The organism is Streptomyces sp. NPDC047974 (assembly GCF_040653375.1).
GTDB lineage: Bacteria > Actinomycetota > Actinomycetes > Streptomycetales > Streptomycetaceae > Streptomyces.
Window position 1 is genome coordinate 66422 of record NZ_JBEZNU010000006.1, and the last position, 23163, is coordinate 89584.

At 73.1% G+C, this 23163-nt stretch carries 21 protein-coding genes; 13 read left to right on the top strand and 8 right to left on the bottom strand.

Annotated features, from left to right (window positions below):
• Positions 1-12 precede the first annotated feature (12 nt).
• From AB0E19_RS11135 to AB0E19_RS11165, 7 genes are all read left to right on the top strand, one after another.
• Positions 13-654 (top strand): hypothetical protein, encoded by a 642-nt coding sequence (locus AB0E19_RS11135; protein WP_362176755.1) that lies wholly within the window; start codon positions 13-15, stop codon positions 652-654.
• Between the two features lie 79 nt (positions 655-733).
• A complete protein-coding gene (locus AB0E19_RS11140; RefSeq protein WP_362176758.1) occupies positions 734-2200 on the top strand; it encodes an MFS transporter in 1467 nt (488 codons plus the stop codon).
• A gap of 31 nt (positions 2201-2231) precedes the next feature.
• The gene (locus AB0E19_RS11145) at positions 2232-2429 is read left to right on the top strand and encodes an Arc family DNA-binding protein (RefSeq protein WP_121833496.1); all 198 of its coding nucleotides are present in this window, start codon (positions 2232-2234) and stop codon (positions 2427-2429) included.
• Positions 2426-2797, top strand: a complete 372-nt coding sequence (locus AB0E19_RS11150) for a Fic family protein (RefSeq protein WP_362176762.1) — start codon at positions 2426-2428, stop codon at positions 2795-2797. Before AB0E19_RS11145 ends, AB0E19_RS11150 begins: the two co-directional genes overlap by 4 nt.
• Before the next feature lie 199 nt (positions 2798-2996).
• Entirely contained in the window at positions 2997-4793 is a 1797-nt protein-coding gene (locus tag AB0E19_RS11155; protein WP_362176765.1) for a DEAD/DEAH box helicase, read from the top strand.
• A gap of 458 nt (positions 4794-5251) precedes the next feature.
• Positions 5252-5893 carry a helix-turn-helix domain-containing protein gene (locus AB0E19_RS11160; RefSeq protein WP_169084335.1) on the top strand — a complete coding sequence of 214 codons (642 nt, stop codon included), beginning with the start codon at positions 5252-5254 and terminating at the stop codon, positions 5891-5893.
• Positions 5894-6794: 901 nt separating this feature from the next.
• A complete protein-coding gene (locus AB0E19_RS11165) occupies positions 6795-7577 on the top strand; it encodes a S16 family serine protease (protein WP_362177285.1) in 783 nt (260 codons plus the stop codon).
• On the opposite strand, the gene AB0E19_RS11170 is transcribed toward AB0E19_RS11165, so the two are convergent.
• The 3 genes from AB0E19_RS11170 to AB0E19_RS11180 all read right to left on the bottom strand — a co-directional run bounded on the left by AB0E19_RS11170 (position 7510) and on the right by AB0E19_RS11180 (position 10067).
• Positions 7510-8832: an MFS transporter gene (locus AB0E19_RS11170; RefSeq protein ID WP_362176769.1), complete on the bottom strand. Its 1323-nt coding sequence runs from the start codon at positions 8830-8832 to the stop codon at positions 7510-7512. The genes AB0E19_RS11165 and AB0E19_RS11170 overlap by 68 nt on opposite strands.
• Before the next feature lie 92 nt (positions 8833-8924).
• On the bottom strand, positions 8925-9524 hold the full coding sequence (locus tag AB0E19_RS11175; protein ID WP_362176772.1) for a winged helix-turn-helix domain-containing protein: 600 nt from the start codon (positions 9522-9524) through the stop codon (positions 8925-8927).
• 66 nt (positions 9525-9590) lie between these two features.
• On the bottom strand, positions 9591-10067 hold the full coding sequence (locus tag AB0E19_RS11180; protein ID WP_043228120.1) for an Lrp/AsnC family transcriptional regulator: 477 nt from the start codon (positions 10065-10067) through the stop codon (positions 9591-9593).
• A 121-nt stretch (positions 10068-10188) separates the two neighbouring features.
• Here AB0E19_RS11180 and hppD point away from each other — a divergent pair, with 121 nt between their 5' ends.
• Positions 10189-11334: a 4-hydroxyphenylpyruvate dioxygenase gene (hppD, locus tag AB0E19_RS11185; RefSeq protein ID WP_362176777.1), complete on the top strand. Its 1146-nt coding sequence runs from the start codon at positions 10189-10191 to the stop codon at positions 11332-11334.
• Between the two features lie 51 nt (positions 11335-11385).
• Here hppD and AB0E19_RS11190 read toward each other — a convergent pair whose 3' ends face one another.
• The gene (locus tag AB0E19_RS11190; RefSeq protein WP_362176780.1) at positions 11386-12960 is read right to left on the bottom strand and encodes a tetratricopeptide repeat protein; all 1575 of its coding nucleotides are present in this window, start codon (positions 12958-12960) and stop codon (positions 11386-11388) included.
• Positions 12961-13058: 98 nt separating this feature from the next.
• On the opposite strand from AB0E19_RS11190, the gene AB0E19_RS11195 reads away from it, so the two are divergent.
• The gene (locus AB0E19_RS11195; RefSeq protein ID WP_362176783.1) at positions 13059-14471 is read left to right on the top strand and encodes an FAD-linked oxidase C-terminal domain-containing protein; all 1413 of its coding nucleotides are present in this window, start codon (positions 13059-13061) and stop codon (positions 14469-14471) included.
• A gap of 16 nt (positions 14472-14487) precedes the next feature.
• Here the strand turns inward: AB0E19_RS11195 and AB0E19_RS11200 are convergent, their stop codons facing one another.
• Positions 14488-14982: an SsgA family sporulation/cell division regulator gene (locus AB0E19_RS11200; RefSeq protein ID WP_362176786.1), complete on the bottom strand. Its 495-nt coding sequence runs from the start codon at positions 14980-14982 to the stop codon at positions 14488-14490.
• A gap of 282 nt (positions 14983-15264) precedes the next feature.
• Between AB0E19_RS11200 and AB0E19_RS11205 the strand changes: the two genes are divergently transcribed.
• Both AB0E19_RS11205 and AB0E19_RS11210 read left to right on the top strand, forming a co-directional pair.
• On the top strand, positions 15265-16593 hold the full coding sequence (locus AB0E19_RS11205; protein WP_362176789.1) for an RDD family protein: 1329 nt from the start codon (positions 15265-15267) through the stop codon (positions 16591-16593).
• A gap of 75 nt (positions 16594-16668) precedes the next feature.
• Positions 16669-17337 (top strand): RDD family protein, encoded by a 669-nt coding sequence (locus tag AB0E19_RS11210; protein WP_362176792.1) that lies wholly within the window; start codon positions 16669-16671, stop codon positions 17335-17337.
• Between the two features lie 21 nt (positions 17338-17358).
• Here the strand turns inward: AB0E19_RS11210 and AB0E19_RS11215 are convergent, their stop codons facing one another.
• Positions 17359-17637, bottom strand: a complete 279-nt coding sequence (locus AB0E19_RS11215; protein WP_362176795.1) for a hypothetical protein — start codon at positions 17635-17637, stop codon at positions 17359-17361.
• Positions 17638-18082: 445 nt separating this feature from the next.
• Between AB0E19_RS11215 and AB0E19_RS11220 the strand changes: the two genes are divergently transcribed.
• On the top strand, positions 18083-20521 hold the full coding sequence (locus tag AB0E19_RS11220) for an immune inhibitor A domain-containing protein (RefSeq protein WP_362176798.1): 2439 nt from the start codon (positions 18083-18085) through the stop codon (positions 20519-20521).
• A gap of 145 nt (positions 20522-20666) precedes the next feature.
• Positions 20667-20978, top strand: a complete 312-nt coding sequence (locus AB0E19_RS11225) for a hypothetical protein (protein WP_031011690.1) — start codon at positions 20667-20669, stop codon at positions 20976-20978.
• A gap of 30 nt (positions 20979-21008) precedes the next feature.
• Here the strand turns inward: AB0E19_RS11225 and AB0E19_RS11230 are convergent, their stop codons facing one another.
• A complete protein-coding gene (locus AB0E19_RS11230) occupies positions 21009-21608 on the bottom strand; it encodes a nicotinamidase (RefSeq protein WP_362176803.1) in 600 nt (199 codons plus the stop codon).
• Between the two features lie 144 nt (positions 21609-21752).
• On the bottom strand, positions 21753-23081 hold the full coding sequence (locus AB0E19_RS11235) for a nicotinate phosphoribosyltransferase (RefSeq protein WP_362176806.1): 1329 nt from the start codon (positions 23079-23081) through the stop codon (positions 21753-21755).
• Positions 23082-23163 lie beyond the last annotated feature (82 nt).

Consider the following 23163-nt stretch of genomic DNA (forward strand, 5'->3'; position numbering starts at 1 on the left):
TCCGTGGGAAGGGTGCTCAAGGGCGCCGCCTCCGGGTTGGCCGTGTGCCTCCTCGCCGCCGCCTGTGGTGGGGAGGAGGAACCGGAACCGGAGCGCGTCAGGGCTGAGCAGCAGTGTGATGACACCCTGTCGCCGGACGCGGCTCGCGCTCTGGAGACGGTGCTGAACACGAAGCGCTTTTCGCACGATCCGAGGGGTGGGCTGGAGCGGGCCACGGGCGAGCTGGTCGAGGACTACCCCGAGTCCTGGAGGAGAATGCCTGGGCATTCCCTGTGCCGTGCCTCTCCCCCGACAGGCATGGAGGAGGTCGAGATCGAGTTCCGCCTCCTCCGCCGGGACAGCGATCTTCCGGGGGACCAGCATGCGGCAAGTCTGCATCCGTACGGCATGGGAGTGGAAGCCCTGTCCGGGCCGAGAGCGGCGCAGCTCTACGTCAGGTGCTTCAGCCCTCGGCTTGAGGGGTCCGACAAGCGCCCCGCCCTCATCATGGCGGAGCTTGACTTCCGCAGGTCCAAGCTCCCCGACACCGTCCCCATCCGCGAAGCCCACCTCACCGTCCTCCACTCCGTCACCCTCGCCGTCGTCCGGAAGCTCGGCTGTGAGAACGACGCGGGGCTGACGGAGAAGCCCGTTCTCAAGCCGCTGCCCGAGTAGGGGCGTAGGACCAAAGGGGGAAGGGGGCATCCGACCCACGACAGGGGTCACCTGGTTGTACGGCCCTTACTCTGGGGGGATGAGCGCCCTTGAACCCCGTGAGGCCGGCACCGACGCCGGGACCGTAGCCGCCGTCGACGTACCCCGCGGCTCCGTCCTGGACGGGGCCCATCGCGCGCTCAGCATCGGGATCGTCTCCGTCGTGCTGCTCATCGCGTTCGAGGCGACGGCCGTCGGGACGGCGATGCCGGTGGCCGCGCGGGAGCTGGACGGCATATCCGTGTACGCCTTCGCGTTCTCCGCCTACTTCACGACCAGCCTCTTCGGGATGGTCGTGGCGGGGCAGTGGTCCGACCGGAACGGGCCGCTGGTGCCGCTGACGGCGGGGATCAGCGCCTTCGCGGCGGGGTTGCTGCTGTCGGGGACGGCGGGGGCCATGTGGGTGTTCATCCTCGGGCGGGCCGTGCAGGGGCTGGGCGGCGGGCTGGTGATCGTCGCGTTGTACGTGGTGGTCAGCCGGGCGTACGAGGAGCACCTGCGGCCCGCGATCATGGCGGCCTTCGCCGCGAGCTGGGTCGTGCCGTCGGTGGTCGGGCCGCTGGCCTCCGGGACGATCACCGAGCATCTGGGGTGGCGGTGGGTCTTCGTCGGGATCCCCGTCCTCGTCGTGCTGCCGCTGGCGCTCGCGCTGCCGGCGATCCGGCGGACCGCGTCCGGGCCCGCCGACCCGTCGGCGCCGCGCGCGCCCTGGGACCGGCGCCGGGTCCTGCTGGCGCTGGCGATATCGGCGGGCGCCGGGCTGCTCCAGTACGCGGGGCAGGAGCTGCGCTGGCTGTCGCTGCTGCCCGCCTCCGTGGGTGTGGCCCTGCTGGTGCCGGCCGTGCGGGGGCTGCTGCCGCGCGGCACGGTGCGGGCGGCGCGCGGGCTGCCGGCGGTCGTGCTGCTGCGGGGCGTGGCGGCCGGGTCCTTCATCGCCGCCGAGTCCTTCGTGCCGCTGATGCTCGTGACGCAGCGCGGGGTCAGCCCGACGCTGGCCGGGTTCTCGCTGGCCCTGGGCGGGCTGACCTGGGCGCTTGGATCCTGGATCCAGTCGCGGCCGTGGACGGAGCCGTACCGGGAACGCCTCGTCGTGCTCGGGATGCTGCTCGTCGCCCTCGCGATCGCCGCCGTGCCGAGCGTGCTGCTGCCGGCCGTGCCGGTGTGGGTGGTCGCGATCGCCTGGGGCTTCGGCTGCCTCGGCATGGGCCTGGTGATCGCCTCGACGAGCGTGCTGCTGATGAAGCTGTCGCCTCCGGAGGAGGCGGGCGCGAACTCCGCCGCGCTCCAGATCTCCGACGGCCTGTCGAACGTGCTGCTGCTCGCCGCGGGCGGCGCGGCCTTCGCCGCCCTCGGCGGCGGGGCGGTCGGGCACGCCGCCGCCTCGGTCGCGGACCAGGCCTCCCACCCCGGCGCCTTCGCCGTCGTCTTCCTGCCGATGGCGGGGGTCGCGGCGGCGGGGGCGTGGGTGGCGACGCGGCTGCGGGGAGCGATGCCGGAAAGCCCGTGACACCGCGTGGTACCACGCGGTACCATGAGGTATGGCTGGTCTGAATGTCAGGTTCACCGAGGAAGAGCTGGACGCGCTGCGCGAGCGGGCGGAGGCCGAGGGGCGCAGCATGCAGTCCTTCGCCCATGACGCTGTGATCCGGGCCGTCAACGAACACTCCCGCCTCTTCAACGAGGCGGCCGAGCACGTTCTGAAGGTCAGCGAGGAGCTGAACCGGAGGCTCGCGTGACGTACTACCTCACCCTCCCCGAGCTGCTGAACCTCGCTGCCAGGCTCGGGACGGACGAGGTGCGGGACTACGGTCTGCTCGACTCCGCCTTGGCGCGCCCGCAGTCCAGCGTGTTCGGCCAGGACGCCTACCCCGACGTGTGGCAGAAGGCCGCCGCGCTCATGGAGTCACTGGCCCGCAATCGCGCCCTCGTGGACGGCAACAAGCGCATCGCCTGGTACGCGACCTGGGTCTTCCTGCACATGAACGGGCACCCGCTCGACGCGGACTTCGATGTCGACGAGGCCGAGGCGTTCGTCCTGGACGTCTGCCAGGGGGCCCTCGACGTCCCCAAGATCGCCGCGCAGCTCCCGAGGTTCGCGCGCTGAGCCGGCGTTGAAACGGGGCTGAGTCGACGTCGAACCGCGGCCGGGCCGCCCCGCCGATGTGAGACTCGCCGCACGCCCCGAGGTCAGAGCGTCGGCCGTCCCGTGTTCGATCGAGGTTCCGTCCGCCCCGCCGGTAAGGTGGCCCGGTTGTCATATCTGGACGAGCGTCTGGACGAGCGTCGAACCGTGACCGGAGATCGTGACTACCACCACCGCCACCTCCTCTCATCACCTCTCTCCCGCCTTCCCCGGCCGTGCCCCCTGGGGCACCGCCAACAAGCTGCGAGCCTGGCAGCAGGGCGCGATGGAGAAGTACATCCAGGAACAGCCCCGTGACTTCCTCGCCGTCGCCACGCCCGGCGCCGGCAAGACCACCTTCGCCCTGACCCTCGCGTCCTGGCTGCTGCACCACCACGTCGTGCAGCAGATCACCGTCGTCGCCCCCACCGAGCACCTGAAGAAGCAGTGGGCGGCCGCCGCGGCGCGGATAGGGATCAAGCTGGACCCGGAGTACAGCGCCGGGCCGCTCAGCAAGGAGTACGACGGCGTCGCCCTCACCTACGCCGGTGTCGGCGTACGGCCCATGCTCCACCGCAACCGCTGCGAGCAGCGCAAGACCCTCGTCATCCTCGACGAGATCCACCACGCCGGTGACTCGAAGTCCTGGGGCGAGGCGTGCCTGGAGGCCTTCGACCCGGCCGCCCGCCGGCTCGCCCTCACCGGCACCCCCTTCCGCTCCGACACCAACCCGATCCCCTTCGTGACGTACGAGGAGGGCAACGACGGCATCCGCCGCTCCTCCGCCGACTACACCTACGGCTACGGGAACGCGCTCGGCGACGGCGTCGTCCGGCCGGTCATCTTCCTCTCCTACAGCGGCAACATGCGCTGGCGCACCAAGGCCGGCGACGAGATCGCCGCCCGGCTCGGCGAGCCGATGACCAAGGACGCGGTCTCGCAGGCCTGGCGCACCGCGCTCGACCCGCGCGGCGACTGGATGCCGAACGTGCTGCGCGCCGCCGACCGGCGCCTCACCGAGGTCCGGAAGTCCATCCCGGACGCGGGCGGCCTCGTCATCGCCTCCGACCAGGACTCGGCCCGCTCCTACGCCAAGCTGATCCGCGAGATCACCGGCACGAAGGCGACGATCGTCCTCTCCGACGAGGCGGCCGCCTCCGACCGCATCGACGAGTTCAGCGAGTCCACCGACCGCTGGATGGTCGCCGTCCGCATGGTGTCCGAGGGTGTCGACGTGCCCCGCCTCGCCGTCGGCGTGTACGCGACGACGATCTCGACGCCGCTGTTCTTCGCGCAGGCCGTCGGCCGCTTCGTGCGATCCCGCAGGCGCGGCGAGACCGCCTCCGTGTTCCTTCCCACCATCCCCAGCCTGCTCGGCTTCGCCAGCGAGATGGAGGTCGAGCGCGACCACGTCCTCGACAAGCCGAAGAAGGCCGGCGAGGACGAGGACCCGTACGCCGAGTCCGAGAAGGAGCTGGCGGAGGCCGAGAAGCAGCAGGACGAGGACACCGGCGAGCAGGACATGCTGCCCTTCGAGGCGCTGGAGTCCGACGCCGTCTTCGACCGCGTCCTCTACAACGCCGCCGAGTTCGGCATGCAGGCCCACCCCGGCAGCGAGGAGGAGCAGGACTACCTCGGCATCCCCGGCCTCCTCGAACCCGACCAGGTGCAGCTCCTCCTCCAGAAGCGGCAGGCCCGGCAGATCGCGCACAGCCGCAAGCGACCGGACGAGGAGGCGGACCTGCTGGAGCTTCCGGCCGAGCGGCGGCCCGTCGTTTCCCACAAGGAGCTCCTCGAACTGCGCAAGCAGCTCAACACCATGGTCGGCGCGTACGTCCACCAGAGCGGCAAGCCGCACGGCGTGATCCACACCGAGCTGCGGCGCGTCTGCGGCGGCCCGCCGAGCGCGGAGGCGACCGCCGGACAGATCCGCGAGCGGATCAAGAAGGTCCAGGAGTGGGCCACCCGGATGCGGTGAGTCCCGGTTCTCCCGGGCACGGCACAGGGCACGGCACAGGGCATGGCGCAGGGCATGAGAGAGGCCCGTACGACGGCGGTCGTACGGGCCTCTCCGCCGTTCCGTGCGAAGCGGTACGGCACCGGGGCCGGCCCCCACGGACGGCCATCCGGCACCCTCCACGCTACGGGCACGACATAGCCGTATCTGTCAGCCAAAGTCCCGAGGAGGGCCGACGAAAGTCCTGAACCGTCTGCATCCGGTCGCCCGCGCCCGGATTCTGGACGAGGTCTTCCGCTGAGCGGAGCGGGTCGCTACTGTCCCGGCACAAAGCAACCGCCCCGTGGCAGCGCCGCCGCGGAGCGCAGCCGGTGTATCCCCTTCCTGCCGGCGGCCTCTGACGTGCGTCGCCGACGGGACCGGCGCCGCGAACCCCGTGGGAGCCCGCCGCCACTTTCTCTTTCGAAGGAGAGGGCGTCGTGACCGCGGAGACCTCCCAGACGCTCGACAGGGGACTCAGAGTCCTCAAACTGCTCGCCGACACCGACCACGGCCTGACCGTCACCGAGTTGTCCAACAAACTCGGCGTCAACCGGACCGTGGTCTACCGCCTGCTCGCCACCCTGGAGCAGCACGCCCTCGTCCGCCGCGACCTCGGCGGCCGGGCCCGCGTGGGCCTCGGCGTGCTGCGCCTCGGCCGCCAGGTCCACCCCCTGGTGCGGGAGGCGGCCCTGCCCGCCCTGCGCTCGCTCGCCGAGGACATCGGCGCGACCGCGCACCTGACGCTCGTCGACGGGGCGGAGGCGCTCGCCGTCGCCGTCGTCGAGCCCACCTGGACGGACTACCACGTGGCCTACCGGGCCGGCTTCCGCCACCCGCTGGACCGGGGCGCCGCGGGCCGCGCCATCCTCGCCGCCCGCCAGGGCACCCTCATCGAACCCGGCTTCACCCTCACCCACGGGGAGCTGGAGGCCGGCGCGAGCGGGGCCGCGGCGCCGCTCGTCGGCGTGACCGGCATAGAGGGCAGCGTCGGCGTCGTCATGCTCGCGGACGCCGTACCGGAGCGCGTCGGCCCCCGCGTCGTCGACGCGGCCCGGGAAGTGGCGGACGCACTGCGCTAGCGCCCGCCCGCCGGAGGGGTACCCGTAGGACGTACGGGTACCCCTCCGGCGCGCGTCCGGTCCTACCGGAGCAGCAGCTCCGCCCCCGCCGTGCGGCCGTGGTGGACCGACCGCCGTGTGCCCCGAGACCGTGGCCGCCGCCACGCCCGGCGCCCTGGCCGGTCCGGTCGTCGTGCGCGGCGCGGGCAGGGCGCGCAGCAGCGCGGCCCTCGTCGGGCGCGAGGACGCCCGCCGGCGGCTCCTCGGGCCCGCCGGCGCCCTCCGCCACGGAAGGCGGCCCCGCGCCCGCCGGACGGGCAGCAGCACCGGCCCCGCGCCCGCCGGACGGGCGAGCACCACCGGCCTCCTCGGCCGGTCCTGCACCACCGGCCGCCCCGGCCGGCCCTGCACCGGCGGCCCGCCCCGCCGGCGGAAGGCCGGCAGCAGCACCGGCCCCCGGGCCCGAGGCGTACGTCCCCGCTTCCCGGCTTCCCCGCTTCCCGGCTTCCCGGCTTCCCGGCTTCCCGGCTTCCGGGCTTCCGGACCCGGCCGGCCAGGTCCACACCCCGCCCTCGAAGGCCGAGCCCGGCGCCAGGGCCGTCGGCGCCGCCTCCGGCCCGCCCCCGCCGGCGCCACCGCGTGCCGGGCGAACTCCGCCCGGTGCCAGATCCCGTACCCGCCCCACACGGGCGCCAGGACCGTCTCGTACGCCCCCGCCGCCCGCTCGCGAGCGTCCCCCGGCCGCAGGCCGCCGGGATCGTGCCGGACGCCCTACGGGACGGGCCCGTCGGCCCGGCGGCGCGGCGGCGTCCTGCGCGGCCGTCCGCCGCGAGCCGCGCGGCTTCCTCGGGCGGGAGCCGGGCCGCGCCCGCCGCTGAGCCCGGCCCAGTAGATTGGACGCGTGCTCTCGCGTCTCTCCCGTATGCCCCGGTCCCGTGTGCTCGCGGCGTGCGCCGTTCCCGTCGTCGCGCTGGTCGCCGTGGCGGGGCTCGCGCCGCTGCCGTTCGCCATCGCCCAGCCCGGGACCACCGCCGACGTCCTCGGCAAGGACCAGGGGCGGGAGATCATCACGATCACCGGCGCCCCGGTCCGGCCCACCAGCGGGCAGCTGCGGATGACGACGATCCTCGCCACCGGGCCCGGCACGGACGTCGACCTCGGGGACGTCGCCGACGCCTGGTTCCGCACCGACCGCGCCGTGCTGCCGCACGACTCCGTCTACCCGCCGGGGAAGTCCGACGCGGAGATCGAGAAGCGGAACCTCGGGCAGATGGAGGAGTCCCAGGACGCGGCCGCCATGGCCGCCCTGGACTACCTGGACCTCGATCCGGCGAAGGTGAAGGTGGAGCTGCACCTCGCCGACGTCGGCGGGCCCAGCGCCGGCCTGCTCTTCGCCCTCGGCGTCGTCGACAAGCTCGACGGCGACGGCGACGGCGGCGAGCTCACCGGCGGCAAGGTCGTCGCCGGTACGGGCACGATCGCGCCGGACGGGAAGGTCGGGGCGGTCGGCGGCGTCTCCCTCAAGACCCAGGCCGCGTCCCGCGACGGCGCCACCGTCTTCCTGGTCCCGAAGGACGAGTGCTCGGACGCGCGGGCCGAACTCCCGGACGGCATGCGGCTCGTGCCCGTGACCGCGCTCACCGACGCCGTGAGCTCGCTCCGGGCGCTGGGGCAGGGCCAGGAGTCGAAGGTTCCGAGCTGCTGAGGGGGACCCGGTCCATGCCGCGCCAGGCGGGGAAGACCGCCGGGGAGAGCGTCACCAGGAAGTAGAGCGCGGCGACGCCCAGCAGGGTCGCCGTCAGCCCCGCCGACTCCACCACGAGGCCCGTCACCAGGCCGCCCAGCGGCGTCGCCATCAGCACCCCGGCCGTACTGGCCCCCGCGACCCGGCTCCGCAGCTCCTCCGGCACCCGCTCGTACATCACGGTCGCCAGGACCGGGTTGAGCACCCCGGCCCCGAGCCCGGCCGCCACCGCCGTCACGAGCAGCGGCGCGAGCGTCTCCGTCGTCGCCGCCACCACGAACAGCGGGGCGCCGGTCATCAGGAACCCGACGGTGAAGACCTTCCGGCGCGGGAAGCGGTGCCCCACGGCCCCGTACAGCAGCGCCGCGGCGAGCGCGCACCCCGCGAAGACCGCGACCAGCAGGCCCTGGGCCGCCGGCCCGCCCAGGTGCTCCCGGGCGTGCAGCGGAAGCAGCACCGAACTCCAGCTCAGGGAGAGTCCGTTGGTGACCATCACCAGGAGCATGATGCCGAGCATCAGCCGGTCGCCGAAGAGGTACGCGTACCCCTCGCGCAGGTCCGCCCGGTAGCGCTCCGGGGACAGCGGCGGCCCGTCGCGCCGCGGCTCGGCCGCGGGCAGGCCGCGCAGGCCGAAGGCGACGAGCAGCGCGGAGACGCCGAAGGTCGCCGCGTCGAAGAGCAGGACGGTGTCGGCGCCGACCGTCGCCACCAGCACGCCGGCGAGCGCCGCGCCGCCCATCCTGGCCCCGCGCGACACCGCGTCGTACAGGCTCGCGGCCCGGGCCAGCGGGATCCCGGCCCGCTCCGCGAGATCCGGCACCAGGACGTAGCGGGCGGTCTCGCCGGGGGCGTGGAAGAGGCCGCTGACGGCCATCAGCGCGCAGAGCATCCAGTAGGCGAGGTGCCCGGTGTGGTGCAGCAGCGGGATCGCGGCGAGCGCGAGCGCGCAGACCAGGTCGGACGCGACGCTGACCCGCCGCCGCCCGATCCGGTCCACGAGCGGCCCGCCGGCGATCGCCGACAGGACCACCGGAAGCGCCGCGCAGAACGCGACGAACCCGGCCTTGCCGGGGCTTCCGGTGGTCTCCAGGGCGAACCACGGCACGCCGATCAGGGTGAGCGAATTCCCCGCGATCGAGATCGTGTTGGCGGCGAGGGCGGTGAACAGGGGGCGTCTGCTCTTCCGGTGCGTCGGGTGGAGGACGTCGGCGTCCATCGTCTCGCGGTCCCTTCCGTGGGAGTGGTGGCGGCGCGGTGGGGCGGGAGGCGAGCCGGTGCGGGTGCGTCGGGGTGGGGGAGGAGCCCCGCTCACCCCTCCCGCTGCGGAAACGCGTGCAGGTGGAGTCGTACGCGCCCGGCGTCCGGGGCGTCCGCCGAGGGCGAGTTCCGGTACTCGTCGATCAGCGCGTGCAGCCGCTGCCCGAGCTCGCGCGCGGCGGCGGGCGGGAGCCGCAGCGTGAAGTCGCTCATGTCGGTCGCGCCGGCCCATTCGGGCCACTCGTGTCGGGTGGCGATCCAGGTGGACAGTTCCTGGGTGTGGTTGGTCGCGACCTCGTGGAGGAGGAGGTCGGCGGCGCCCCGCACCTCGGGGTCGGTGTTCCGGTCGAGGGACGCGTCCCAGCTGATGCCCTGCTGCGCGGCCCTCCACCACCGCTCCCGCCCCTTCCCGAGGGTCGGGTCGTCCTCGACGAAGCCGTGGGCGGCGAGCTGGCGCAGGTGGTAGCTGGTGGCGCCGCTGGACTCGCCGAGGCGTTCGGCGAGCCGGGACGCGGTGGCGGGGCCGTGGTGCCGCAGGGAGCGGAGGAGCTGTATGCGCAGGGGGTGGGCGAGGCCGCGCAGGGAGCGCGGGTCGAGTACCCGGGTGACGTGCTTCTGCGGGGCCTTCGCGGCCTTCTCGGGCTCGGGCATGCCCTGAGCGTAGAGTTGCAAAGAAGTCGTTGCAAGGATTTCTTTGCAACTACTTCCCCCCGGGGGCTACTCCGGCTCCCCGCCCGCCGCCTGCTCCACCAGCGGGATGATCCGCAGGGGCACCGCGTTCTCCATCACGATCGCCGTCGACGCCCGCACGATCCCCTCGAAGGCGACCACCTTGTCGATCACCCGCTGGAGGTCCGCGTTCGACCGCGCCACCAGCCGGCACAGCATGTCCCCGTGGCCCGTCGTGGTGTGCAGTTCCAGGACCTCCGGGACCGTCGCCAGGTGCTCCCGCACGTCCGCGCCCTGGCCCTGCTTGATCTCCAGGGTCGCGAAGGCCGTCACCGGGTAGCCGAGCGCCGCCGGGTCCACCTGCGGTCCGAACCCGCGGATCACCCCGCTCGCCTGGAGCCGGTCCAGGCGCGCCTGGACGGTGCCGCGGGCCACCCCGAGCCGCCTCGACGCCTCCAGGACCCCGATGCGCGGCTCGCGCGCCAGGAGCACGATCAGCCGGCCGTCCAAATGATCGATCGCCACGACACCCTCCGAGTGGTCACGATGTACAAGTCGCCCGGCCATACTCCCTGGTCGCTGTGCAGATTGCCCACCCTGGCAGCGAACTATTGCGCACCTTGCGGGTCGGCGGGACGCTGAGGCCATGACTGAGACCCTTGACCACACCCCTTCCACCGCGCGCGAGGCCGACCCCTTCCCGGTGAAGGGCATGGACGCGGTCGTCTTCGCCGTGGGCAACGCCAAGCAGGCCGCGCACTACTACTCCACCGCCTTCGGCATGAAGCTGGTCGCCTACTCCGGACCGGAGAACGGCAGCCGGGAGACCGCCAGCTACGTCCTCACCAACGGCGCCGCCCGTTTCGTGTTCACCTCCGTCATCAAGGCGAGCACCGACTGGGGCCGCTTCCTCGACACGCACGTCGCCGAGCACGGCGACGGCGTGATCGACCTGGCCATCGAGGTCCCCGACGCCCGCGCCGCGTACGCCCACGCCGTCGCGCAGGGCGCCACCGGCCTGGTGGAGCCGTACGAGCTCAAGGACGAGCACGGCACCGTCGTCCTCGCCGCCATCGCCACCTACGGCCAGACCCGCCACACCCTCGTCGAGCGCTCGGACTACACGGGCCCGTACCTCCCCGGGTACACCGCCGCCGCCCCGATGGTCGAGCCGCCGGCCAAGCGCACCTTCCAGGCGATCGACCACTGCGTCGGCAACGTCGAGCTCGGCAAGATGAACGAGTGGGTGACGTTCTACAACGACGTCATGGGCTTCACCAACATGAAGGAGTTCGTGGGCGACGACATCGCCACCGAGTACTCCGCCCTCATGTCGAAGGTGGTCGCGGACGGCACCAAGAAGGTGAAGTTCCCGATCAACGAGCCGGCGATCGCGAAGAAGAAGTCGCAGATCGACGAGTACCTCGAGTTCTACAACGGCCCCGGCGTCCAGCACATCGCCCTCGCCACCAACGACATCGTCGCCACCGTGCGCGCGATGCGCGCCGCCGGCGTCGAGTTCCTGTCCGTCCCGGACGCCTACTACGACACCCTCGGCGAGTGGGTCGGCGACACCCGCGTGCCGATCGACGAGCTGCGCGAGCTGAAGATCCTCGCCGACCGCGACGAGGACGGCTACCTGCTGCAGATCTTCACCAAGCCGGTCCAGGACCGCCCGACCGTCTTCTTCGAGATGATCGAGCGCCACGGCTCCATGGGCTTCGGCAAGGGCAACTTCAAGGCCCTCTTCGAGGCCATCGAGCGCGAGCAGGACAAGCGCGGCAACCTGTAAGGCCGGCCGGCGCGTCCGGGACGGGGCACGGGGCCCGTCCCGGACGCGCGGTCAACTCGTCGTGTCCTTCGCCGGTCTCTCCGCGGAGTCCTTCGCCTCCGGCGAGGCCGTCCGCCCCGGAGAGTCCTGCGCGGCCTCCGTCCGAGCCGCGGGCTCCGTCCGAGGCGCGGGCTCCGTCCGAGCCGCGGGCTCCGTCCGAGCCGAGGCCTCCGTCCGAGGCGCGGCCTCCGCCCGGAGCGCGTCCTTCGCCGGCAGCGCGTCCTTCGGCACCGCATCCGGGTCCGGCTCGCCCAGCTCCGCCGACGCCGCCCGGGCCCGCGGCGCGTGCAGCGGCGAGAACGCCGGGTGGATCCGCAGCGCCTCCTCCAGGTGCCGGCGCGCCTGGCCCGTCCGTCCGAGCGCCCGCTCGATCTCGCCCAGGTGGTACATGAACGAGGCGCTCCGCAGCCCCTCGTCCGTGGCCCTGCGGGCGTACGGCAGCGCCTCCTCCGGCTCGCCCGCCCGGTGCAGCGCCCAGCCCAGCGCGTCCGCCACCGCCACCGACCGGTGGCCCTTCGCCCAGGCGCCCTTCAGCCGGGCCACCGCCGCGCCCGGATCGCCGTGGTCGGCGTCGAGCAGCCCCAGGACGACGTCCGCGGCGGCCCAGCTCCCCTCCCGCAGCCGCCGGTACGCCGCCTGCGCGTCCCCGTCCAGGCCCAGCGACTCCGCCAGCTCCCCGGACTCCAGGACGTACTCGGGCAGCGGCTGACGGGCCAGCGCCACCCGCCAGTCCCGCTGCGCCTCGTCGGTCCGGCCGAGCGCCGCGAGCGCCCGCGCCCGGCCCGCCAGCGCCGGCCCGTGGTCCGGCACGAACCGCAGCGCCGTCCCGTACCGCTCCAGGGCCTCGGCCGGCTCGCCCCGCTCCCACGAGAAGCGCCCGAGGCGCGCGTACGCCTCCGCCTTCTCCGGGTCCGTCGCCGCCAGCGCCGCCGCGTCGAGGGCCGTGGCGTCGGCGTCCTCCCGCCAGCCCCGGTCCCGGTAGACCTGCGCCGCCCGGCCCCGCACCACCGCCCCGCCGTGCAGCTCCTCCAGGCGCTCCATCGCCTTGCGGGCCGCCGCGTAGTCGCCGAGGCCGTTGTACGCGTCGATGAGGAGCGGGTACGCGTTCCACCGCTTCGGCGCCGCCTTCCCGGCCCGCTCGCCCCACTCCTTGGCGGCCTTCCAGTCGCCCCGCGCCCCCGCCAGCGCCGCGAGCCCCAACTGCGCGTCCACGTTCCCCCGCCCGGCCGGCAGCTCCGCGAGCGAACGGTTCAGCGCCCGCTCGGCCCTCGGCAGGTCCCTCGCGTCCCCGAGCCGGGTACCGCGCTCCGTGTAGGCCGCACCGAGCACCGCCCACGACGCGGCGTCGCCGGGGTGCTCCGACAGCCACGCCTCCCGGTCGCCGATCAGCGCCACGAGGTCCGGCAGCGCCGCCGGCGCCCCCGCGTGGGCCGCGCTCGCCGCCCGCTCGGCGGGCCCCGGCGGCCGCGGCGGCCCGTCCCCGCCGAGCAGCTCCGGCAGGTACAGCAGCGCCGTCGCCGCGAGCACCGCCGCCACCCCGGAGGCGAGCACCACCCGCGACACGTTCTGGCTCTTCATCGCGCTCATGCGCCTCACTGTGCGCCCGCCCGCGCTCGTACGAAGAGCACACGAGCCGCCCGTCCCGGCGGGTTCACACCATCGGCCCCCGGTGCCACGCTGGGACCATGGACGATCTCCAGACGCCCCACCCGGACACCACCCCGGATCCCCGTGCGGCCCTCCTCGCGGACCTCCGTGCCGGGCTCCCCGCCGACGCCGTCCTCACCGACCCGGACGTGACGGCCTCCTACGCCCACGACATGGCGAGCTTCTGCGCGGCCGGCACCCCCGCCGTCGTCGTGTTGCCGCGCACCGTCGAACAGGTCCGGCACGTCATGCGGACGGCGACCGGGCACCGCGTCCCGGTCGTGCCGCAGGGCGCCCGCACCGGACTCTCCGGGGGCGCCAACGCCTCCGAGGGCTGCGTCGTGCTCTCCCTCGTCAAGATGGACCGGATCCTGGAGATCGACCCGGTCGACCGCGTCGCCGTCGTCGAACCGGGCGTCGTCAACGCCGTCCTGTCCCGCGCCGTGGCCGAGCACGGCCTGTACTACCCGCCGGATCCCTCCAGTTGGGAGTCCTGCACCATCGGCGGCAACATCGGCACCGCCTCCGGAGGTCTGTGCTGCGTCAAGTACGGCGTCACCGCGGAGTACGTCCTCGGCCTGGAGGTCGTGCTCGCCGACGGGCGCCTCCTGACCACCGGGCGCCGCACCGCCAAGGGCGTCGCCGGATACGACCTCACCCGGCTCTTCGTCGGCTCCGAGGGCAGCCTCGGCGTCGTCGTGAAGGCCGTCCTCGCGCTCAAGCCGCAGCCGCCCGCCCAGCTCGTCCTCGCCGCCGAGTTCCCCTCCTCGGACGCCGCCTGCGCCGCCGTCTGCGCGATCATGGAGCGCGGCCACACCCCCTCGCTCCTCGAACTCATGGACCGCACCACCGTCCAGGCCGTCAACCGCATGGCGCGGATGGGTCTCCCCGAGACCACCGAGGCGCTCCTCCTGTGCGCCTTCGACACCCCCGACCCGGCCGCCGACCTCGCCGCCGTCGGCGCGCTCTGCACCGCCGCCGGGGCCACCGAGGTCGTCCCCGCCGCCGACGCCGCCGAGTCCGAACTCCTCCTCCAGGCCCGCCGGCTCTCCCTCACCGCCCTGGAGACCCTCAGGCCGGCCACGATGATCGACGACGTGTGCGTGCCCCGCACCCGGCTCGCCGAGATGCTCGCCGGCACCACCGCCATCGCCGAGAAGTACGCCCTCACCATCGGCGTCTGCGCGCACGCGGGCGACGGCAACACCCACCCCGTCGTCTGCTTCGACCACACCGACGAGGACGAGTCCCGGCGCGCCCGCGAGTCCTTCGACGCGATCATGGCGCTCGGCCTCTCCCTCGGCGGCACCATCACCGGCGAACACGGCGTCGGCGTCCTGAAGAAGGAGTGGCTGGCCCGCGAGCTCGGACCGGTCGGACTCGAACTCCAGCGGGAGATCAAGCGCGTCTTCGACCCGCTGGGCCTCCTCAACCCCGGAAAGCTCTTCTGAGCCCGCCGGTACGACGTCACAGCTCCCCGTCCTGAGACTCGTCCGAGCCCCACGGGTCCCGCAGCCACAGGTCGTCGCCGACCACGGTGGTCGCCAGCAGCTCCGCGAGGCCGTCGTCGATGCCGAGCCGCTCCGACTCCGTGCCCGGCGGCACCGTGCGCAGGGTCCGCTCCAGCCAGGCGGACACCTGCGCCGACGGGGCCTCCAGGAGCGCGTCGCCGTCGGGGGAGGAGAGGGCCATGAGGATGACGCTGCGGCCGTCGACCTTCGTCGGCCAGATCCGCACGTCCCCGTGGCCGCAGGCCCGGAAGACGCCCTCGACGAGCAGCTCGCGGGCGAAGGTCCAGTTCACCGGGTGCTCGGAGCCGATGTGGAAGGCCATGTGGACGGCGTACGGGTCGTCGGTGCGGTAGGCGAGCCGGGCCGGCACCGGGACCGAGCGCTCGGGGGACAGGACCAGCTTCAGCTCCAGCTCGCGCTCGACGGTGGTGTTCTCGGTGTTGTTCCGCATGACTGCTGCCTCTCGCGTGGGGCCCCGGACGGGCCTTCACCTGGAGAGAGCGCGGTCCCCGCGGTTCATTACGCGACTTCGGGAAAGTTTTTCGGGAAGTTTTTTCCGGCCTCCCCCGACGCCCCGGCCCCGGGCCCGAACCTCACGGGGAGTGAGTGATTCCGTCCTCCTTCGCGTGAAGGCGGGCTTTCTCGCGGGCTCTTTCCTCCCTCGCGGAGGTTCTTCGTTACTGTGCCTCCTTAGTGTGGTGACGGAACGTTGTGACTGAACGGAGTCGGGGCAGTGGCTACTCCTCCCGGAGGCGGCGGCGAGGTACCGCAGGCGGGGTACTACCCGGACCCGTCGATCCCCGGATACATCCGGTACTGGAACGGCGGCTCCTGGGTACCCGGCACGAGCCGGCCCGCCCCCAAGGACGGCGAGGGCGCGCCGATGCCGCCCGCCTCGGCCATGCCGGCCGGGCCGGTCCTCGCGCCGAGCCCCGCGCCCGCGCCGGCCGTGCCGGCCCCGGCCGTGGCGCCCGAGCCCGCCCCGGCGCCCGTCCCCGAGCCCGCCCCGGCGGCCGTGGCCCCCGCGCGGGCCGCCGTCGACGAGACCGGGCCCGTCTTCTTCGACGAGGAGCCGGGCGCCTGGGAGGCCCCCGCGGCCGCCGTGCCCGATCCGCGCTCCCCGGTCGAGTGGCCGACCGCCCCCGCGCAGGCCGAGGCGCCCGCCGCCGACCCCCGCGTCCCGAGCGCCCCCGCCCGCCTCGGCGGCATGCCCGTCACCCCGGCGCCGGCGCCCGCCCCGGCCCCGGCGCCTGCCCCGGCCCCGGCGCCCGTCCACGAGGCCCCGGCGCCCGTCCACGAGGCCCCGGCGCCCGCGCCCGTACAGCCGCAGCCCCAGCCCGCCCCCGTACAGGCACAGGTACAGGCACAGGCGCAGGCACAGGCCCCGGTCCCGGCTCCCGCGCCCGCGGCGCCCTCCTGGGCCCACCCCCATCCCCAGCCGGCGCAGCTGCAGCCCCAGCCGCAGCCGCAGCCTCAGGCGCAACAGCCCCAGCAGGCCCAGCAGGCCCAGCAGCCCGTGGTCCCGTGGAAGCCGCCGGTCGAGGACCCCTTCCTCGCGGCCGTCCGCGAGCAGTCGTCCGCGCCGCCGGCCGGGCTCGGGCGCCGGCTGTTCGCCCGGGTGATCGACACCGTCCTGCTCGGCGCGATGGCGGCCGGCGCCGCCTTCCCCTTCGTCACCTCCGCCCTGGACCACATCCAGGCCAAGATCGACGCGGCCGAGCGCTCCGGCGTCACCGTGCAGGTGTGGCTGGTCGACGGCACCACCTCCGTCCAGTTCGGCATCGCGCTCGGCCTGTTCCTCGTCCTCGGCGTGCTGTACGAGGCGCTGCCCACCGCCAAGTGGGGCCGCACGCTCGGCAAGAAGCTGTGCGGCGTCCAGGTCAGGGACATCGAGGCGCACGAGCCGCCGTCCTTCGGGCGGTCCCTGCGCCGCTGGTTCCTGTACACCTTCCTGGGCCTGCTGGTGATCGGCGTCCTCAACGTGGTCTGGTGCGTCTTCGACCGTCCGTGGCGCCAGTGCTGGCACGACAAGGCGGCCGGCACCTTCGTCGCGAAGGCCTGACCGGGGGCGGGCGACGGTCCCCCGAACGGGGGTCCATCCGTTGCGGCCCCCGGGCCGCCGGGATGCGATGCCCCCATGAGCACCGACCAGCCGCCGCCCGGACCGCCCCCCGACGACGACCCCTTCGCCAAGCGGCCCCAGGAGCCGCCCAGGGAGCCGCCCCAGGGCCCGCCGCCCGGGCCTCCGCCGCCCGGGAGCCCGTACGACTCGCCGTACCCGCCACCGCCCCCGTACGGCGGCTACGGCGGGGGGTACGGCGGCACCGACCCGCTCTCCGGGATGCCGCCGCTCGCCGAGACCGGGCGCCGGGTCCTGGCACGGCTCGTCGACTGGGTGATCATCGCGGTGCCGCTCGCGATCATCGGCATCCCGTTCGACGTCTACGACCGGGCGACCGTCGACGGCGACGACTTCCAGGCCACCTGGACCGGCGGCGGGCAACTGGTCTTCCAGCTCCTGACGATCGTCGCGTACGTCGCGTACGACACCGTGCTCACGGCGAAGAACGGGCAGACCCTCGGCAAGCGGCTGATGAAGCTGCGCGTCGCCATGCTCAACGACGGCACCACGCCCCTGATGAGCCAGTCGCTGCTGCGGGCCGTCGTCCTCTGGCTGCCGGCGCTGGTCTGCTGCGCCTGCCTGTGGCCGCTGCTCATCCTGGTCCTCATCCTGGTCGACAAGCCCTACAAGCAGGGCCTGCACGACAAGGCGGCGAAGACGGTGGTCGTCACCGTGCCGCAGTAGCGTCCGGCGGAACGGACGGGCTCACCGACCGGTCCGGGTATCGGCTCCCGCGCCCACCTGCGCGGCCGGTACCCGGACCGCGTCGTTCCCGGCGGCGGGCGCCGGGCCGTCGGGGGTCTTGACGGGCCGCGCCGCCGAGGGCATCGTCACCGCCACGAGCACGCCGAGCACCAGTCCGGCGAGACAGACCGCGGCGACGGCCGGCGGACCGGTCGCGCCGGTCAGCAGCAGGAGCGCGGCGGTCGCGAGGACCACGACGGCCGAACCGTAGGCGTACTGCGCTGCGTTCGGACGCTGCATGACGGATACCGCCCCTCCGGACTCCCGGTCGACTCTACGACGCTCGATGCCCGCCCGGGACGGCGGGTAAGCGTGACCTGACCCACGGTGCCGGAGCACGGGGGGCGCACGGGAGGCACGACCGGCCCGGAGAGGGCCCGGGAGCCGGACTCGGAGGCGGACCCGGAGTCGGACCCGGAGTCGGACCCGGAGTCGGCCCCGGAGACCGTCCCGAGGCGGTCCCGAGGTGGTCCGGCACCCGAACTTCCGTTTTCTTTACCCTTCCTGACCGTCCGCATATCGGATTTCGACACCCGCATAGTGCACTTGGTGTGTGCAAGTCAAGATCTGTCTTTTCTGCGTTCTCTCCGGTCGAATGTCGTCACTTGTGACGCGCGACCCCGCCCGGACGGACACCCCACCTTCCTGGTCCGAGGGCGTGGGCGCCGGGGAGGAACGACACCAAGTGACCAACAGACGACGGGCGATTCGGGCGTCCGCGGTCGTCGTGGCGCTCGCGGCCACGGCCGCCACCGCCTCGACCTTCACCACCGCGTGGGCGAACGAGGACGGCAGGATCGCGGCGGCGGACGTCCGCCACGACCCGGCTCCGGGCCACGACCACGGCCAGGACAAGACCACGGTCGACCACGACCTCGACGGCCCGTTCAGCAAGCAGCAGGCGGCGCAGCGCAAGGCCGCCCTGGAGCAGGTGCTCAGCGGCGAGGCCAAGATCGAGCGCCGCGGCGGTTCGCAGGTCGTGAAGCTCGACGCCAAGAAGTACGTCGAGCTGGGCCGCGAGAAGACCGACAAGATCTTCACGATCCTCGTCGAGTTCGGCGACCAGGTCGACACCACCACCCTCGTCGACCGCAAGGACGACGACACGGACGAGCTGAAGCCGAAGTACGGCGGCAAGCCCGGCCCGCTGCACAACCAGATAGCCCAGCCGGACCGCAAGAAGGACAACTCGACGGCCTGGCAGGCGGACTACAACCAGAAGCACTTCGAGGACCTGTACTTCGGCACCGGCAAGGACAAGAAGACCGGTCAGCAGAAGCACTCCCTGAAGACCTACTACGAGCGCACCTCGTCCGGCCGCTACTCGGTCGACGGCGCGGTCTCCGACTGGGTCAAGGTCCCGTACAACGAGGCCCGCTACGGCTCCAACTACTGCGGCCAGACCAACTGCGCCAACGTGTGGGACACCGTCCGCGACGGCGTCAACGCCTGGGTCGCCGACCAGAAGGCCAAGGGCAAGACCGACGCCCAGATCAAGGCCGACCTGGCGTCCTACGACCAGTGGGACCGCTACGACTTCGACGCCGACGGCAACTTCAACGAGTCCGACGGCTACATCGACCACTTCCAGATCGTCCACGCGGGCGAGGACGAGTCGGCCGGCGGCGGCGTCCAGGAGACCGACGCCCTGTGGGCGCACCGCTGGTACGCCTACGGCACCAGCGCGGGCAAGGCCGGCCCGGAGAACAACAAGGCCGGCGGCACCCCGATCGGCGACACCGGCATCTGGGTCGGCGACTACACGATGCAGCCCGAGAACGGCGGCCTCGGCGTCTTCGCCCACGAGTACGGCCACGACCTCGGCCTGCCGGACCTGTACGACACCGCGGGCGGCGAGAACTCGACCGGCTACTGGTCCCTGATGTCCTCCGGCTCCTGGCTCGGCCTGGGCAAGGAGTCCATCGGCGACATGCCCGGCGACATGAACGCCTGGGACAAGCTCCAGCTCGGCTGGCTCAACTACACCAAGGTGAGCGACGAGCAGCGCGCCGAGAAGTCCACCCACAAGCTGGGCGTGGCGGAGTACAACACCAAGAACCCGCAGGCGCTCCTCGTCGAGCTGCCGAAGAAGGCCGTCACCACCGACATCGTGGAGCCCGCCGAGGGCGCCACGCAGTGGTGGAGCGGCATGGGCGACGACCTCAAGAACACCCTGACCCGCCCGGTCGACCTCACCGGCAAGTCGTCCGCCACCCTGAACCTCAAGGGCTGGTACGACATCGAGGCCGAGTACGACTACCTCTACACCGAGGTGTCGACGGACGGCGGCGCCAACTGGACCGCGCTGGACGGCACGGCCGACGGCAAGCCGATCGACCGCGACGCGGCCGGCACCCCGGCGCTCTCCAGCGTCTCCGGCGCCTACAAGTCGCTCTCGTTCGACCTCTCGGCCTACGCGGGCAAGAAGTTCGACCTCCGCTTCCGCTACCAGACGGACGGCGGCCTCGCGCTCAAGGGCTTCGCGGCCGACTCCATCTCGCTGACCGCCGACGGCGCCACCGTCTTCTCGGACGACGCCGAGAACGGTGACAACGGCTGGACGGCCAAGGGCTTCACGCGGATGGGCAAGGGCTTCACCAACGAGTACGAGCAGTACTACATCGCCGAGAACCGCCAGTACGTCTCGTACGACGCCACCCTCAAGGTCGGCCCGTACAACTTCGGCTTCACCGGCGACAAGGCGAGCTGGGTCGAGCACTACCCGTACCAGAACGGTCTGCTCATCTGGAAGTGGGACCTGTCCCAGAAGGACAACAACACCTCCCAGCACCCGGGCCAGGGCCTGATCCTCCCGATCGACGCCCACCCGACCCCGCTGAAGTACGGCGACGGCAGCCTGATGCGCAACCGTGTCCAGGCGTACGACTCCACCTTCGGAACGTACCGGACGGACGCTTTCCAGCTGCACCTGAAGGACGTCCCGACCTGGATCCGCTCGCAGCCGGGCAACCCGGTCTTCGACGACCGCAAGGGCACCTACTGGTTCCAGGAGACCGAGCGCGCCGGCGTCAAGGTCACTGACACCAACACCAAGATCCAGGTCGTCAAGGAGCCGAAGAACGGCCAGACGGTCACGGTCCAGGTGGGCCCGTCGACTCGTTGATCGACTAGCGATCCGGTAAAACAGCAGGTCAAAGCGTGATCGGCCGTCGCCCCCTAGCGGGCGACGGCCGATCGTGTTTAGGTGCAGCTGACCGAGTTCTCATGGACTCCTTATTGACAGTCGGCTCACGGGGGAGTGGTTCCGCATGCCCGGTGGCGGGTTCTGCAAGTTGCCGGGAGGCAGTGTGGTGGTGGCGATAGGACTGCCCAGTCCGGCCGGCGACGGCGCCACGGTGCGCTTCCTCGTCCACGCCGCGAACCGCGCCCGCGCCCTGACCAGGCTGCGAAACCTGGGCCTGCGGTCGGTTTATCTGCGGGGGAACGCCGAGCCGCCCACCGGGGACGAGATCACCGCCGTCCTCCACCACCCGGACGGCCTGCTGTGGAGGTCCACGCCGGGCGCCGCCCAGGAGCTGTGGCACCCGGCCAGGGCACTGCCGAAGGCCCCGGCGGCCTGAGCCGGGGCCCTCGGGACGCGCCGACCGGGGTCAGGCGACGACCGGCTCGCCGGTGAGCTCGACGCCCGCCTCGCGCAGCTCGGTGAGCGCCCGGTCGGTGGTCTCGCGGGCGACGCCCGCCGTGAGGTCGAGCAGGACCCGGGTGTGGAAGCCCTCGCGGGCCGCGTCCAGGGCGGTGGCCCGCACGCAGTGGTCGGTGGCGATGCCGACCACGTCGACCTCGGTCACCTCCCGCTCGCGCAGCCACCCGGCCAGCGTCCCGCCGTTCTCGTCCCGCCCCTCGAAGCCGCTGTACGCGGCCTCGTAGGCGCCCTTGTCGAAGACGGCCTGCACCGCGCCGCCGGCGACCGCAGGGGCGAAGTTCGGGTGGAAGCCGACGCCCTCCGTGCCGGCCACGCAGTGCCGCGGCCAGGAGGTGACGTAGTCGGGCGCCTCGCCGGCCGGGGCGAAGTGCGCGCCCGGGTCGATGTGGTGGTCGCGGGTGGCGACGACGTGCCGGTAGACGCTGCCCGCCGCCTCGCCCACCAGCTCGGTGATGGCGGCGGCGACGTCCGCGCCGCCCGTCACCGCGAGGCTGCCGCCCTCGCAGAAGTCGTTCTGTACGTCCACGACGATCAATGCGCGGTGCATGGCGGGTGTCCTCGGGTGGTCGGGGCGGTGGGGTGAGGCCGAGCCTAGAGACTTCCCCTCCGGTCCGGGAGGGGAAGCCCCGGGCTCTGGACGTATCTCCAGATGTACGCGTCCGGCTCGCCTGCCGCACGCGGTCGGCGGAGGCTACGCGTACTCGGTCGGCAGCACCGGCTCGCCGCGCGACAGCTGGATGGCCGACATCGGCAGCCCGGCGCGGGCCGCGATGTGCCGGGCCCGGGCCGTCTCCAGCGGCTCCCTGGCCACCACCTCGCCGCCCTTGACCAGCTCGACCAGGAGCTGGTCGGCGGCGAGCGCGTCGGGGACCGGCCCGGTGCCGACGACCTCGGCCTCGGCGACCCCGTGGGCGTCCTTGCGGCGCGCGGCCCACTTGCGGCCGCCGATGGACGCCTTGCCGCCCAGGGACTTCTTGGCGACCGGCACGAGGGGTGCCCTGCGGTCGTCGGAGGAGGCGCGGGCGACCAGCTTGTAGACCATCGAGCAGGTCGGGTGGCCGCTGCCGGTGACCAGCTGGGTGCCGACGCCGTACGCGTCCACCGGCGCGGCGGCCAGCGAGGCGATGGCGTACTCGTCGAGGTCGGAGGTGACCACGATCTTGGTGTCCCGGGCGCCCAGCTCGTCCAGCTGCGCCCGCACCCGGTGGGCGACGAGCAGCAGGTCGCCGGAGTCGATGCGGACGGCTCCGAGCTCGGGGCCGGCGATCTCGACGGCGGTGCGGACCGCCTCGGCGACGTCGTAGGTGTCGACGAGGAGGGTGGTGCCCCGGCCCAGGCTGTCGACCTGGGCCCGGAAGGCGTCCCGCTCGGTGTCGTGCAGCAGGGTGAAGGCGTGCGCGGAGGTGCCGACGGTCGGGATGTTGTAGCGGAAGCCGGCGGCGAGGTCGGAGGTGGCCTCGAAGCCGCCGACGTAGGCGGCGCGGGAGGCGGCGACGGCGGCCAGCTCGTGGGTGCGGCGGGCGCCCATCTCGATGAGCCGCCGTCCGCCGGCGGCGGCCGACATGCGGGAGGCGGCCGCGGCGATGGCCGAGTCGTGGTTGAGGATCGAGAGGACGACCGTCTCCAGGAGCACGCACTCGGCGAAGGAGCCCTCGACGCGCAGGACGGGGGAGCCGGGGAAGTACACCTCACCCTCGGGGTAGCCCCAGATGTCCCCGGAGAAGCGGTATCCGGCGAGCCACTTCAGGGTCGGCTCGTCGACGATTCCCCGCTCCCGCAGGAAGCCCAGGACGGCCGGGTCGAAGCGGAAGTTCTCGACGGCGTCCAGGACCCGGCCGACGCCCGCGAGGACGCCGTACCGCCGCCCCTCGGGCAGCCGCCGGGTGAACACCTCGAAGACGGAGTGCCGGTCGGCGGTGCCGGCCCTGAGGGCCGCCTGGAGCATGGTCAGCTCGTACTGGTCGGTGAAGAGCGCGGTCGACGGCACGTCCACCGGGAGCCCAAGGTCCGCAGCGTTCATGGGGATGATGCTAGCGCAGAAATCGTCAGTTTGACGAATAGTCCTGCGTGAGGTGCCCTCGACGGCCCCCCGTTTGTGCGAC